Here is a 13,541-nt window from a genome sequence, read left to right as displayed (position 1 = left end):
CGACCCTCATCCGCCCTTCGGGCACCTTCTCCCACTGGGAGAAGGAGAGCCGTACAGAGGCGAGCGCTTAGCGCGCCAGCCAACCACCGTCGACCGGAATGATGGCGCCGTTGACGTAGTCCGACGCGCTGCTGGCCAGGAACACGGCGGTGCCGCCCAGGTCGGCCGGCACGCCCCAGCGCGCGGCCGGAATGCGGTCCAGGATGGCCTTGTTGCGGTCTTCGTCGGCACGCAGCTGCGCGGTGTTGTCGGTGGCCATATAGCCCGGTGCGATGGCATTGGTGGTCACGCCCTTGCTGGCCCATTCGTTGGCAAGCAGGCGGGTGATGCCGGCGATGCCGGACTTGCTGGCAGTGTAGGACGGCACGCGGATACCGCCCTGGAACGACAGCATCGAGGCGATGTTGATGATCTTGCCGCGGCCCTGCGCGATGAAGTGACGGCCTGCGGCCTGCGCCATGAAGAAGGCCGATTTCAGGTTGACGTTGAGCACGTCGTCCCAGTCCTGCTCGCTGAAATCCACCGCATCGGTGCGACGGATCAGGCCGGCGTTGTTGACCAGGATATCCAGCCCGCCGAGGCCGGCGATGGTCTCGTCGATGATGCGCTGCACCGGCTCGATGCTGATCAGGTTGGCTTCGATGGCGATGAAGCGGCGGCCCAGCGCCTTGACCTTGGCTTCGGTCTCGGTGGGCGCCTGGATGCCAGCGGCAGCGATGTCGGCACCTGCCTCGGCCAAGGCCAATGCGATGCCCTGGCCCAGGCCGGTATTGGCACCGGTGACCAGTGCGACCTTGCCTTCGAGACTGAACGGATTGCTCATTACCTTATCGCTCCTGCTGGATGTGCCGTGGTGTGATGAGTAGCCGCGCAGCGCGCGGCCGGGTTGTACGAACTGCTGCAACGCCGGCGCCAAACTGGGTCGCGCCAGCGTTGTTGGCGCCGGCCTCGCACCAGGCGGCGTCATGTCTGGCCTGGTGGGTGCCGGCGCGTCGATGCAGGCCTTACTTGAGCTGGCAGATGTCCAGCACGTGCATGTCGGTGTAATCCAGGTTTTCGCCGCCCATTGCCCAGATGAAGGCGTAATTGCTGGTGCCGGCGCCCATGTGGATGGACCACGGCGGCGACACCACCGCTTCGTTGTTCTGGATCACGATGTGGCGCTGCGCATCGGGTTCGCCCATGAAGTGGTAGACGCGGTCGTTGGCGCCCAGGTCGAAATAGAAATACACCTCGCTGCGGCGGTCGTGCAGATGCGGCGGCATGGTGTTCCAGACGCTGCCGGGCTTGAGCACGGTCAGGCCGAGCAACAGCTGCGAGGATTGGCAGGTAGCCGGCACGATGTACTGGTAGATGGTGCGCTCGTTGCTGGTTTCCAGCGCACCGCGCTCCAGTGCCACCGCATCCTTGATCGAGAGTTGCTTGGTCTCAAAGCGCGCATGCGCCGGCGTGGAGGCGAGATAGAACTTGGCCGGGTTGGCCGCGTCTGCGGAGGCAAAACTGACATCGGTGCTGCCCATCGCCACGTACAGGCCGTCCTTGGGCCCCAGCGTGTAGGCGGTGCCGTCCACGGTCACCGTGCCGGTGCCTGCGCCCACATTGATGACGCCAAGCTCGCGACGCTCCAGAAACGGATGCCCCGCGGCCGAGGCGGGCTCGGTCTGCCTGGGCAGTTCCAGCGTCTTGCCCAACGGCGCGGCGCCACCGAGCACGAAGCGCTCGTAGTGGGTGTACTTGAGCGTCACCGCGTCATCCACGAACAGCCCATCGAGCAGATACAGCTCGCGCAGCGCGTCGTTGCTGGCGCCCTTGATGGCGTCGGGATGGGTGGCGTAGTGCGTTTTGCAGTACAGGGACATGGCACTTCTCCAAGGCAAGCAAGGGGGAACGTGGGCTTGCACGGGGCTAGTCTACCGACTCTGGTTAACCGGTGTCATTGCGCAGTGCACGAAAGACGGTGTCGGTGGACGCACGGACTACCAACTCCCTTCTCCCATCGTGAGAAGGTGCCCCGCAGGGGCGGATGAGGGTACGAGGCTGCGCGCTGTGTTGAAGAGCACAGCTTGCTTTGTGGGTGGTGGCCTATTGCCTTCCGGCTCAAGCCTGAGCTTTCTAAATTGGCTGCCTGCCGCCTTACCCTCACCCCAACCCCCGCTCCGCGCCCCGGCCCGCGCCAGCGGCGCGGGCGCTCCAAGGCACGCGCGGCGATGCCGCGCAAGCTGTGCCTTCTCGCCCCGGCGGGAGAGGGGCTTTGTTCCTCTTCCGCCAGGACCAAGTAGCTCAATCTTCCGGCGGCTGGCAGGAGTCGCGCACGATCAGGTGCGGCCGCACGCTGGCGGTGGGCAGCTGCGGCGCGTTGTCGGGCTGGATCAGCATCGCCGCGGCGGTGCGGCCGGTGTCGCGGGTGTGGCGGCGCACCGAGGTCAACGGCGGCCACAGCCGCGAGGCCAGCGAGCTGTCGTCGTAGCCGATCACCGAGAGCTGGCGCGGGATACTGATGCCGGCGCGCAGGGCGACCTTGTAGATACCGGCGGCCATTTCGTCGTTACCGGTGAAGATGGCGGTGGGGCGCTTCTTGCCCAGCAGCAGCTTTTCGGCCGCCGCCACGCCCGATTCGAAGGTGTAACCGGCTTCGACGATGCGCTCGGGCGGCAGTTCGATGCCGCGGCGGGTCAGCGCGTCGGCAAAGCCGGAGGTGCGCTCGATCGAGGAGCGGTAGGCGCTGGGGCCGGTGACCAGGGCGATGTCGCGGTGGCCCAGCGAAAGCAGGTAATCGGCCGCCTCCGCTGCCCCGTCGCGGTCGTGGGTGATCACCGTCTGCGAGGTGGTGTCCAGCGCGATCGAGGCGATGCGGGTGTAGCGGCAACCGATCTCGGCCAGCATGTCGGCCAGCGCCTGGTCTTCGGAGGCGCGTGGCACCAGGATCACGCCGTGCAGCTTCTGCGCCTGCGCAAAGCGGCGCACGCCTTCGATATAGCCGGGACTGCGGCTGTCGCAGGGGTGCACCACTAGTTCGAAGCTGGAACCGCGCAGCGCGTCCAGCGCGCCGTACTGCATGTCCACGATGTATTGCGCGGTGGGGTTGTCGTAGACCATGCCGATCAGGAACGAACGGCGGAACGCCAGCCCGCGCGCGAGCGGATCCGGCGCATAGCCGACCTCGCGCATCAGCGCCTCGACCTTCTCGCGCGTGTCCTGCCGCACCAGCGGCGAATTGTTGATGATCCGCGAGACGGTCTTCTTGGACACGCCCGACATCCGCGCGATGTCGTTGATCGTTGCGACCCGACCCTTCGGCAGGCCAGGCATTCCCTCTTCAGGCATCTTGCGGGCGGGCATAGCGGTCAACCAGTAAAGTTGATTGGATTCTACCGGCCCGACGGCCGGCAGACCTGAGCGAAGCCTGCCGCTGCACCGGGTCCGCCGTGACGGGCCCGCCACAGCAGGCAGCGCCACGACATGCCCGCCGATGCAGAACGGTCAGTCCAGGGCGCGGTAGCGGAAATTGCGGAATTCCACCTGGCCGGGGCCTGCGGCATACAGCGCCGGCTTCAGGGCCAGGAACTTGCCGGCCACGTTGTGGTGGTAACCGGACACTTCCATCTGCACCGGGTACTTGGTCCAGGCCTTGCCATCGGTGCTGCTGTGAATGGTGACGATGTGGCGGTTGTTGGTGACGCGCAGCCATAGCGTGCCGCCGTTGGTGCTGGGCGCCAGCGTGGCCGGGCGTTCCTCGCCGTAGCGATGCATGACGAACTGTTGCCCATTGCTGCCGACGCCGGCATAGAGCTTGTCGCTGTAGAACAGCAACGCCCCGCCCTGTCCGCCCGGTGACACGGTCATCTGCACTTCGAACTGGTAGGCCGGGTCGGTGGCGATCACCGTCAGCGGCGAAGCGTCGCGCGGCGCGCTGCCCTTGCCCTGCAGCCGCAACACGCCATTGCCCACCTGCAGGCGCTTGGCCTCGTCGGCGGCCGGATTGAAGAACGCCCACTGCGGGCCGAGCGTGCTGGCGCGGAAATCGTCCGACAACGCCAACCCGTGCGGCAGGGCCTGCCCACTGGGCTTTTTCAGCGGCGTGCCCAGGTCCCCACCCTTGGCGACGAACCAGCCATCGGGCGTCCATTCGATCGGGTCCAGCAGCGCCTGCCGGCCTAGCGTCCAGTAGCCGTTTTCGTAGCCGTGGTAGAGCATCCACCAGCGCTTGTCGGTGCCCTCCACCAGGGTGGCGTGGCCGCGCGACCACCACGGCTCCTGCGCGCTCCTGGTGCGGGTGATCGGGTTGTTGGGCGCGTTCTGCCAGGGGCCGTGGATCGAGCGCGAACGCGCAGTGATCACCATGTGCCCGGTCGGCGGGCCGGCGGTGCCGCCCACGGCGGTGGTCATGTAGTACCAGCCGTTGTGGCGGGTGATCTTGGGGCCTTCCTGGGCGTAGCCTTCCACGTCCCAGCTTTCCGGATATTTCCAGCCGTCGTAGACGTGCTTGGGGGTGCCGACCACCTTCAGGCCGTCATCGGACAGCTGCACGTAATCGCCGCCGCTCAGGAACAGGTAACGCTTGCCGTCCTCGCCCACTGCATGGCCGGGGTCGATGTATTTGCCCAGGCCGATGTCGATTGGCGCGCTCCACGGGCCTTTGATGTCGTCGGCCCAGACCACAAAATTGCTGCGCTCGCCCTGGTCGCCGCGCCGCGCCGGGAAATAGATGTAGTAGCGCTTGCCGTGCTTGATCAGGTCCGGTGCCCATATCGCGCCCACGTTCTGGGTGATGGCGTGGCCCAGCGGCTGCCAGTTGACCAGATCGCGCGAGTGCCAGATCGGCAGGCCCGGGTAGGCATCGAACGAAGACAGCGTGAGGTAGTAATCATCGCCATCCTTGAGCACCGACGGGTCGGGATGGTCGCCGGCCAGCACCGGATTGAGAAAGCTGCCATCGCCCTGGTCGGCGATGCGCTGGTGCTCGATACCGCGCTTCCAGTCCGCCGCAGCGCTCAGGCCGGCGCACAGCAGCAAGCCGCCGGCCATCGGCCAACGCCATCGGGATGAAATGGGACGCACACGCATGCTCTCTCCTAGTCCCGGATGCCGGGCTTTACCACGATGGCGCGCAATGCCACCGGTTAACCAGATGCGACAGAGCCTCCCGCCGGCAGCGACGCCTGACGCGCCTGCGTGTGGATGGCAGGCGCTCGTTACCACGCGAACAAGCCGTACCGACCGCCCGTCTGCCGTTACGCAATCACGCAATCGCCCCAGCTCAGGCGCGCAGGGCGCGCGGCAGCCACAGCGACAACTCAGGGAAAAAGGCAACGATCAACAGCACGCACAACGCCGCCAGCCAGAACGGCCAGATGGTGCGCATGCTTTGCGCGATGGTGATCTGCCCGATGGAAGTACCGATGAACAACACCGAGCCGATCGGCGGCGTGATCAGGCCGATACCGCCGGCCAGCACCATCACCAGGCCGAAGTGGATCGGGTCGATGCCGTAGGCCTTCACCACCGGCAGGAAGATCGGCGTGCAGATCAGGATCTTCGGCGCCAGGTCCATGAACATGCCCAGCAACAGCAGCATCACCACGATCATCAACAGCACCATGTTTTTGCTGTCGGCAATGGCCTGCAGGAACTTCACCGCTGCCGCAGGCACCTGCAAATAGGCCAGCAACCAGCCGAACACCGCAGCGGTGGCGATCACGAACAGGATCACGCCGGTGGTGCGCGCCGCATGCGTCACCGCCGCGAAGAACTCGGCCCAACGCAATTGGCGATACAGCAATGCGGTGACGATCAATGCGTACACCACGGCAATGGCGGCGCTTTCCACCGCGGTGAAGATGCCGGCGCGAATCCCGATGAAGATCAATCCGACCAACCCCAGGCCGGGCAGCGCACCGATCAGGCGCAGGGCCACCGCACGCCAACCGGGAAAGGCTTCGGTGCCGTAGCCGCGATGACGCGCCACTGCATAGCCGGTCACCATCATCGCGGCGGTCATCAACAACGCCGGAAAGATGCCGGCCGCGAACAGATCGGCAATCGACAAGCCGCCGCCGGCTGCGGCCGAGAACAGGATCAGGTTATGCGAAGGCGGCACCAGCAAGGCCACCAGCGCAGCGGTCATGCTCACGTTCACCGCGTAATCGCGGTCGTAACCGCGTTTGATCATCTGCGGAATCATGGTGCCGCCCACCGCCGAGACATCGGCAATCGCCGAGCCGGAGACGCCGCCGAAGAACAGCGACGACAGCACGCTGACCTGGCCCAGACCGCCGCGCACACGCCCGACCAACGACGAGGCCAAGGCGATCAGGCGTTCGGAAATGCCACCGCGCAACATCAACTCGCCGGCGAAGATAAACAGCGGGATCGCAATCAACGACGCCGAGCCGCTACCGGCAGAAATCTGCTGCACCAGCACTACCGTGGGCAGGTCCAGATACAGCAGCGTGGCCAGTGCCGCCGCGCCCAGGGCGTAGGCCACCGGCACGCCGATCAACAGCAGCACCACGAAGGTGCCCAACAACATGGCGATGCCCATCAGCGCACTCCTCCAGCATGGACCGGGCGCAGCACACGCCACAACTTGAACACGGCAAACAGCACCATCAGCGCACCGCCGATCGACAGCGGCAGGTAGTTGATGCTCTGCGGCATCTGCGCACCGGCCATCTTGATATCCAGCCCGTCCAACAGCAGCGCCGCGCTCCACCACGCCAGCACCGCGCCAATGGACATGATCATCAGCGGGCGGATCACTTCGAACATCTTGCGCACCAGCGGCGGCACGTGTTCGCCCAGCAGGTAGAAGCCGAAGTGGCGGTTGGTATGCACGCCGGCCGCCGCGCCCAGGCTCAGGGCGGTGCTCAGCAGCAACAGGGTTACCGGCTCGGTCCAGCTGGGCGAGTCGTTGAGCACGTAGCGGGTAAACACCTGCCAGCCCTGCACGACCACCAGGCCCAGCAGCGCCAAGGAGGCCACGCCCACGGCGATATCGGAAACGCGGTCCAGCGCGCGCTGCAACGGCGCGACCGGGACGGCAACAGTCTCGGGTTCGGTCATCGGGTCACCTCTATGCGAAATCGCGGATGCGGCGGTACAGCGCTTCGATCTCCGGCTGCTTGCGGTATTCGGCCAGCAGCGGGGCAGCGGCGGCGCGGAACGCCGGCATGTCGACCTGGTTGAGCTTCACGCCGTAGTCGATGACCTGCTTGCGCGCCACCGTCTCGGAGGCATCCCACAAGTTGCGCATCACCGGCACCGAGGCACGCGCCAGTTCCACCACCAGGCCGCGGTCGGCCGCGCTCAGCGATTGGAAACTCTGGCGCGACATCACCAGGATGTCCGGCGCGTAGGAGTGTTCGCTCTGCGACCAGTAATGCGCGGCTTCGAAATGCCGGCTGGACTGGAAGCTGCGCATGTTGTTTTCCGCACCGTCGATCATGTGCGTTTCCATCGCCGAGAACGTCTCGCCCAGCGACATCGGCGTGGGGTTGGCGCCCAGCATGCGCATCAGCTTGAGGAAGATGTCCGACGACGCCACCCGCAATTTCAGGCCCTTGAGATCTTCCGGGCGATGCAGCGGATGCTTGGTGTTGTAGAAGCAGCGCGCGCCCGAATCGTAGATGGCAAGACCGACCAGATCGCGCTGCTCGAAGCTGCGCAGCACGCTGTCGCCGACATGCCCGTCGATGGCCCGGCGCAGATGCGGTACCGAATCGAACACATACGGCAGGCATAGCGCCTGCGTGAGCGGGAAGGTGTTGTTCAACGCGCCCGAATACACACGGGTGATGTCGATGGCGCCAAAGCGCGCCATGTCGATCGCCTCCGACTCGCGGCCCAGTTGGCCGGAGTGGTACTGGCGCAGCTTGAGCCGGCCATGGGTGCGTTCTTCCAGCTGCTTGCCGAACCAGCGCACCGCTTCCACGGTGGGGTAATCGCCGACGTGCACATCGGTGGCGGTGAGCAACTGCCCGCCGGGAATCGGCGTGGTGGCGCCGGCACCCAACCAGGGGGCGGCAGCCGCGGCGCCGAGCCCGGCACCAAGAAAATGTCTGCGTGTGATCATTGGCGCCCTCCCAAGCGTCTGGTCACGGGGGCCGCCGTCAACTGGCGGACACAGCCGTACAGGAAATATCGCCGATGCCGGCGAAGCGAATCAGGGCACGCTGCCCCACTTCGATGTCGTGGATACCGGTGGCATTGCCGGTGGCAATCAGATCACCGCGCTTGAGCGGACGCCCGCGCTGTGCCGAACGGCTGAGCGCGAATGCGTAGGCCGCGCGCAGGCCGCCGGGCAAGGTGGTGGCGCCGCCGGTGCCGACCACCTGGTCGTCGATCAGCGTCTGCGCAGTGAGCGCAGCCTCGTCGCGCGCCAGCCAATCGGTCACTTCCGGGCCCAGAATCAGGCCGTTGTTGTTGCCGAAGTCCGAAATCACCACCCGCGGGCCCAACTGGTTGATGGTGGCCAGCGGGCTGCTGGCGATTTCCACCCCGATGAACAAGGTGGCCGGCACCTGCGCGGCCTGCTCCGGGGTAAAGTGGGTCTGCTCGGCCGGGGCATCGGCGCCGAGCACGAGCACATATTCGGCTTCCACCGCGCCGAAGCCGCCGACAAAGATCGGGAACTCGGTTGTTCCACCGGTAGCATTCCAGACCTTCTGCGAGAAGATCGGGCCAAGCAGGCGCTCGTCGCCGGATGCATCGCGGCGCTCGGCGGCGATATACCCCACCTTCCAGCCCACGACATGGTCGTGCCATTGGCTGATGGCGATGTCCTGCACCTGGTAGGCGGTGACCAGATCGTCGGGGATTTGCCCGGGAAAGTCAGGCAGCGATGCCCCTGCACGGCGTGCTTCCACAAAGCGCTGGGCGATGGCGGACAGCGTGGATGTGGACGGTGGCGGAGTGGCGGCGTCGTTGCTCAAGGGTGTCTCCCCGATAGGTGTCTTGTTGCACTGCCAATCGACAGCGGCACGGTGTGCTGTATATGGTAAACCGGTGTCATTGGCAATGTGCACTGCGGCATTGTGGTCGCGGTGACGAAGTGGCCCTGGGAGGGGTGAATGGAACAGACACGCCAAACGCGGGCTTTGACCGCGCTTTCGCGCGCCACGCGGCATGGCCTGGCGCTCGTTGTGCTGGGCGTGCTGCTGGCGCGCCCCGCGCCGGCGGCCGAGCGACCGAGCGCCGACACTGCCGCCGAACAGGCCAGCCGGATCGCGCTGTGGCCAACGCCGCTGGCACCGGGGGATACGGCGCTGCCGCAACCGCAGCGCATCGTCGAGCGCAGCAGCGACCCGGCGCAGCCGGATCGCTACATCCAGCAGGTCAGTAGGCCGTACCTGGTGGTCTACCGGCCCAAACAGCCCAATGGCACCGCCCTGCTGGTTGCGCCTGGCGGCGGCTATCAACGCATCGTGCTGGACAACGAGGGCAGCGCGCTGGTGCCCGGTTTCGTCGACACCGCCGGCATCACCCTGTTCGTGCTGCGCTACCGGCTGCCGGGCGAAGGCCACCCGAACGGCGCCGACGTGCCACTGGCCGATGCGCAACGTGCCTTGCGGCTGATCCGCGCCAATGCGGCGCGCTATGGCATCGAGGCGCAGCGCGTGGGCGTGATGGGCTTTTCGGCCGGCGGCCATGTCGCCGCCAGCCTGGGCACGCGTTACGCCGCGCAGGTGTATCCGCCCATCGACGCGGCCGATGCACTGAGCGCACGACCGGACTTCCAGTTGCTGATCTACCCGGTGATCGACATGGATAGCGCCAACGCGCACAAAGGCTCACGCGAACGCCTGATCGGCAGCGCCCCGAGCCAGGCGCAGGTGCAGGCCTATTCGCCGCAGCTGCACGTGGACGCGCACACGCCACCCACTTTTTTGCTGCATGCGCAGGACGACAGCGTGGTGCCGGTGCGCAACAGCCTGCTGATGCACGCTGCGCTGCTGCGCGCCGGGGTGCCCAGCGAGCTGCACGTGTTTCCGCAGGGCGGCCATGGTTTCGGTGCCGCCAGCGGCAGCGGTCTTACCGTGTCCGCATGGCCGCAGCTGGCGCAAGCCTGGATCGCGCATGTCACCAAGCCGCAGCCGCCTGTAGCCAAGCCTGCACCACCTTCACCGGCGAAGGAGATGGCGCGATGACGACCCGAGCCACCCCCGACACGCGACGCCGCACGCTGCTGCGTGGTGGCCTGCTCGCGACTGCGGCAGCAACGCTTCCCGGCTTCGCTGCCGCGGCCGTACTTGCGCCGCCACGCGACGATGGCGCGCCGCTGGCACGCGTGCGTGGCGGCGCGCTGCGCGGCTACCGCGACCAGGGCGTCTGCGTGTTCAAGGGCATTCCGTATGGCGGCGACACTGCCCCGCGGCGCTTCCAGGCGCCGCTGCCGGAAACGCCGTGGCACCACGTGCGCGATGCCAGCGGATTCGGTGCAGCGGCGCCGCAGCTCAAGGCCAACGAGCCCACCAGTGAGGACTGCCTGTTCCTCAATGTGTGGACACCTGGCCTGCGCGATGGCGGCAAGCGGCCGGTGTTGTTCTATATCCACGGCGGCGGCTACACCACCGGCTCCGGCAGCGACCCGCTCTACGACGGCGTGCGCCTGTGCAAGCGCGGCGATGTGGTGGTGGTCACCGTCAATCACCGGCTCAATCTGTTTGGCTACCTGTCGCTGGCGCAGCTGGGCGATGCCGGTTTTGCCGAATCCGGCAATGCCGGGCAGCTGGACCTGATCCAGGCCCTGCAGTGGGTGCGCCAGCATGCGGCCGAATTCGGCGGCGACGCCAACAATGTCACGGTGTTTGGGCAATCGGGCGGTGGCGCCAAGATCGCCACGCTGATGGCGATGCCGGCCGCGCGCGGGCTCTTTCATCGCGCCTGGACCATGAGCGGGCAACAGGTCACCGTGGCCGGGCCGCGTGCGGCCACCCAGCGCGCGCAACTGTTGCTGGATGCGTTAAAGATTGCGCCAGGCGAGATCGCGCGCATGCGCACGCTACCTGTGGCCCAGCTGCTGGCCGCCGTGCACGTGCGCGACCCGTCGCGGGTGGAAAACACCGCGCTGTATTTCGGCCCGGTGCTGGACGCGCGCAACGTGCCGGTGCATCCGTTCTGGCCAACCGCGCCGGTGCAGTCGGCCCGCATCCCGATGGTGATCGGCAATACGCGCGATGAAACACGCGGCTTTCTCGGTAACGATGCGAAGAATTTCGCGCTGAGCTGGGACGAGCTGCCGGCCAGGCTGGAGGCGCAGCAATACGTGGACCTGTTGCCGCAGGTGGTCATTGCCGAATATCGGCGGCTCTATCCGCAGTACACCCCGTCGCAGGTGTTCTTCGCAGCCACCACCGCCGGCCGCTCGTGGCGCGGCGCTGTCGAAGAAGCCGAGGCGCGTGCCCGTCAGGGCGCGCCCACCTGGGTCTATCAACTGGATTGGGGTTCGCCGCTGGATGGCGGCAAGTTTGGCGCCTTCCACACCTTGGATATTCCGCTGGTGTTCGACAACGTGCGCCAGCCGGGCTCGCGCACCGGCGATGGTGCCGATGCGCAGCGCATGGCCGAGCAAATGAGCGAAGCGCTGATTGCGTTTGCCCGGCATGGCGAACCCAACCGCCGCGGTGCGCCGCACTGGCGGCCCTACTCCTTGAAACGGCGCGAAACGCTGGTGTTCGATACGCCGAGCCGGTTGGAACTGGATCCACGTGGCGGCGAGCGCGTGTTGTATCAACAAGCGCCGTTCATTCAACGCGGGACGTTTTGATTGCCACGCAGCGCAAACACCATGCGCTGCGCGCGAGCCCGGCCCTTAACGCGCCGCGGGCACTGGCGCGTCTGCCTCGATCACGCCTTCGCGCTTGAGCGCTTCCCACAGGGCCGGCGGAATCGCCACCTGCATCGAGGTCGCATTGGCGCGGGCCTGCTCGGCCGTGCGCGCACCGGGAATCACCGCCGACACCACCTGCGGAGCTGCAGCAAATTGCAGCGCAACGGTGCGTAGATCCACGCCATGCCGGTCGCAGATGGCCAGCGCTTTCTGCCGCTTGGCAGGCGCCCATGGCGGAATGGTGCCGTCGTAGAGATACCGCTCGCGCCCGGCCAGATAGCCAGCCAACAATGGCGCACCGACCACCACCGATGCGCCGTGCTTTGCGATCTTGGGGAAGGTGTCATGCAAGGCCTGCGCATGGTCGAGCAGCGAGTACTGGCAGGCGAGCAGGAAGATGTCGGGGTCGGCTTCTTCGATTGCGCGCAAGGCCGGCTCGGGACGATTGACGCCAAAGCCCCAGGCCTTGATCAAGCCCTCCTTGCGCATCTTGGTCAGCTCCGGCATCGCGCCCTTCACCGCCTCGGCGAACCGCTGCTCCCATGGCATGCCCAGGTCTTTTTCGTTCTCCGGCGAGAGATCGTGGATATACGCGATGTCGATCTGCGACACCCCCAGACGCTGCAGGCTGTCTTCGATCGAGCGCCGTACACCGGACGCGCTGTAGTCGTAGCGATAGTCGAACGGCGAAGGTTGCTGCCACATCGTCTTGGGCGGCGTGTCGGTCGCGGTGAGCAGGCGGCCGACCTTGGTCGACACCACGTAATCGTCGGCCGGATGGTTGTGCAGATGATGGCCGGTACGTCGCTCCGACAAGCCCAGCCCGTACCAAGGCGAGGTATCGAAATACCGCACGCCCGATTCCCATACCGCTGCCAGCGTTTGCTCGCTCTGTGCATCGGTGGCAGGCGCAAAGCCATTGCCGATGGCCACGCCACCGAAGCCAAGACGACTGCGAGGCCGGTAGCGTGCGCCCTCGACGCGCGGATTGGTCGGCAATGCGCCCGCATCGGTTTTCCCGCGCGTGGGCATCACGCTGCCGGGCGCCGACGATTGCGCCATCAACGGTGCAGCGGCCAATGCCGCAGTACCGGCCGCGGCAGCAGAAAGGAATTGGCGACGTGTATTCATGGGGAATCCCTTGCAACGACGTGGCCCACGAGCATGGCCCCGCCGGTGTGCATGCCAAGTCAGCGGACTCAGCCCAGGGCCAATGGCTGCACGTGCGCGCGCGGCGCGCCATCGCCCAGCCAGAGCATGGCCACGCTGATCGGCAGACTGAAGCGACGCGGCCCGGCGCTGCCCGGATTGAGGTACAGCACCCCATCGTGCATGCGCACCGACGGCTTGTGCGAATGGCCGCTGATGACCACATCCGCCTGCACCTGCGGTGCCAGCGTCTTCAGATCGTGCAGCACGTGGATACGCACACCAGCGATATGCAGATCCAGCGTCTGCGGTAAGCCGTTCGCCCACGGCTTGTCGTCGATATTGCCTGCGATGGCATGCAGCGGTGCCAGTGCCCGCAACGCCTCAAGCACCTGCGGCTTGCCCACATCGCCGGCGTGGATGATCTGCGAGCAGCCCTTAAGCGCGGCAAGCGCTTCGGGCCGAAGCAGGCCATGCGTATCGGAGATCACGCCGATGCGCGTACCGGTGCCCGTCTCGCCATCATCGTGTTTGCGCGTGATCATCGGGATGACCTGCTGCTGGA

At 66.4% G+C, this 13,541-nt stretch carries 12 protein-coding genes; 2 read left to right on the top strand and 10 right to left on the bottom strand.

Going from position 1 to position 13,541, the window contains the following annotated elements; all coding sequences use genetic code 11:
* Positions 1-67 precede the first annotated feature (67 nt).
* From kduD to ACCQ16_RS00745, 8 genes are all read right to left on the bottom strand, one after another.
* Entirely contained in the window at positions 68-823 is a 756-nt protein-coding gene (gene kduD, locus ACCQ16_RS00780; RefSeq protein WP_184422407.1) for a 2-dehydro-3-deoxy-D-gluconate 5-dehydrogenase KduD, read from the bottom strand.
* Positions 824-1,004: 181 nt separating this feature from the next.
* Positions 1,005-1,859 (bottom strand): 5-dehydro-4-deoxy-D-glucuronate isomerase, encoded by an 855-nt coding sequence (kduI, locus tag ACCQ16_RS00775; protein WP_014088974.1) that lies wholly within the window; start codon positions 1,857-1,859, stop codon positions 1,005-1,007.
* 421 nt (positions 1,860-2,280) lie between these two features.
* Positions 2,281-3,339 (bottom strand): LacI family DNA-binding transcriptional regulator, encoded by a 1,059-nt coding sequence (locus ACCQ16_RS00770; RefSeq protein WP_011345890.1) that lies wholly within the window; start codon positions 3,337-3,339, stop codon positions 2,281-2,283.
* Positions 3,340-3,480: 141 nt separating this feature from the next.
* Entirely contained in the window at positions 3,481-5,064 is a 1,584-nt protein-coding gene (locus ACCQ16_RS00765; RefSeq protein ID WP_011345889.1) for a family 43 glycosylhydrolase, read from the bottom strand.
* Positions 5,065-5,257: 193 nt separating this feature from the next.
* A complete protein-coding gene (locus ACCQ16_RS00760; RefSeq protein WP_008574485.1) occupies positions 5,258-6,541 on the bottom strand; it encodes a TRAP transporter large permease in 1,284 nt (427 codons plus the stop codon).
* Positions 6,541-7,062 carry a TRAP transporter small permease gene (locus ACCQ16_RS00755; protein WP_008574483.1) on the bottom strand — a complete coding sequence of 174 codons (522 nt, stop codon included), beginning with the start codon at positions 7,060-7,062 and terminating at the stop codon, positions 6,541-6,543. The genes ACCQ16_RS00760 and ACCQ16_RS00755 overlap by 1 nt, the downstream gene beginning before the upstream one ends.
* Positions 7,063-7,072: 10 nt before the next feature.
* Positions 7,073-8,071: a TRAP transporter substrate-binding protein gene (locus tag ACCQ16_RS00750; RefSeq protein ID WP_008574481.1), complete on the bottom strand. Its 999-nt coding sequence runs from the start codon at positions 8,069-8,071 to the stop codon at positions 7,073-7,075.
* 37 nt (positions 8,072-8,108) lie between these two features.
* Positions 8,109-8,930 carry a 2-keto-4-pentenoate hydratase gene (locus tag ACCQ16_RS00745; RefSeq protein WP_008574478.1) on the bottom strand — a complete coding sequence of 274 codons (822 nt, stop codon included), beginning with the start codon at positions 8,928-8,930 and terminating at the stop codon, positions 8,109-8,111.
* Between the two features lie 138 nt (positions 8,931-9,068).
* On the opposite strand from ACCQ16_RS00745, the gene ACCQ16_RS00740 reads away from it, so the two are divergent.
* Together ACCQ16_RS00740 and ACCQ16_RS00735 are read left to right on the top strand one after the other, a co-directional pair.
* A complete protein-coding gene (locus ACCQ16_RS00740; protein WP_109290540.1) occupies positions 9,069-10,145 on the top strand; it encodes an alpha/beta hydrolase in 1,077 nt (358 codons plus the stop codon).
* On the top strand, positions 10,142-11,764 hold the full coding sequence (locus tag ACCQ16_RS00735) for a carboxylesterase/lipase family protein (RefSeq protein WP_277573069.1): 1,623 nt from the start codon (positions 10,142-10,144) through the stop codon (positions 11,762-11,764). The genes ACCQ16_RS00740 and ACCQ16_RS00735 overlap by 4 nt, the downstream gene beginning before the upstream one ends.
* 45 nt (positions 11,765-11,809) lie before the next feature.
* Here the strand turns inward: ACCQ16_RS00735 and ACCQ16_RS00730 are convergent, their stop codons facing one another.
* A complete protein-coding gene (locus ACCQ16_RS00730) occupies positions 11,810-12,958 on the bottom strand; it encodes an aldo/keto reductase (RefSeq protein ID WP_029818200.1) in 1,149 nt (382 codons plus the stop codon).
* A 68-nt stretch (positions 12,959-13,026) separates the two neighbouring features.
* Positions 13,027-13,521, bottom strand: coding sequence for a metallophosphoesterase family protein (locus ACCQ16_RS00725; protein ID WP_011345884.1), 495 nt, complete (start codon positions 13,519-13,521; stop codon positions 13,027-13,029).
* Between the last annotated feature and the right edge of the window lie 20 nt (positions 13,522-13,541).

The organism is Xanthomonas sp. NCPPB 1062, from assembly GCF_041481705.2.
In the GTDB taxonomy this organism is placed as follows: Bacteria; Pseudomonadota; Gammaproteobacteria; order Xanthomonadales; family Xanthomonadaceae; genus Xanthomonas; species Xanthomonas euvesicatoria.
This window is presented reverse-complemented; position numbering and strand designations above follow the sequence as displayed.

Excerpts from the sequence above, each read along its gene's own strand:
- kduD (WP_184422407.1), bottom strand. The coding sequence starts at position 823 with ATGAGCAATCCGTTCAGTCTCGAAGGCAAGGTCGCACTGGTCACCGGT.
- kduI (WP_014088974.1), bottom strand. The coding sequence starts at position 1,859 with ATGTCCCTGTACTGCAAAACGCACTACGCCACCCATCCCGACGCCATC.
- ACCQ16_RS00770 (WP_011345890.1), bottom strand. The coding sequence starts at position 3,339 with ATGCCCGCCCGCAAGATGCCTGAAGAGGGAATGCCTGGCCTGCCGAAG.
- ACCQ16_RS00765 (WP_011345889.1), bottom strand. The coding sequence starts at position 5,064 with ATGCGTGTGCGTCCCATTTCATCCCGATGGCGTTGGCCGATGGCCGGC.
- ACCQ16_RS00760 (WP_008574485.1), bottom strand. The coding sequence starts at position 6,541 with ATGGGCATCGCCATGTTGTTGGGCACCTTCGTGGTGCTGCTGTTGATC.
- ACCQ16_RS00755 (WP_008574483.1), bottom strand. The coding sequence starts at position 7,062 with ATGACCGAACCCGAGACTGTTGCCGTCCCGGTCGCGCCGTTGCAGCGC.
- ACCQ16_RS00750 (WP_008574481.1), bottom strand. The coding sequence starts at position 8,071 with ATGATCACACGCAGACATTTTCTTGGTGCCGGGCTCGGCGCCGCGGCT.
- ACCQ16_RS00740 (WP_109290540.1), top strand. The coding sequence starts at position 9,069 with ATGGAACAGACACGCCAAACGCGGGCTTTGACCGCGCTTTCGCGCGCC.
- ACCQ16_RS00735 (WP_277573069.1), top strand. The coding sequence starts at position 10,142 with ATGACGACCCGAGCCACCCCCGACACGCGACGCCGCACGCTGCTGCGT.
- ACCQ16_RS00730 (WP_029818200.1), bottom strand. The coding sequence starts at position 12,958 with ATGAATACACGTCGCCAATTCCTTTCTGCTGCCGCGGCCGGTACTGCG.
- ACCQ16_RS00725 (WP_011345884.1), bottom strand. The coding sequence starts at position 13,521 with ATGATCACGCGCAAACACGATGATGGCGAGACGGGCACCGGTACGCGC.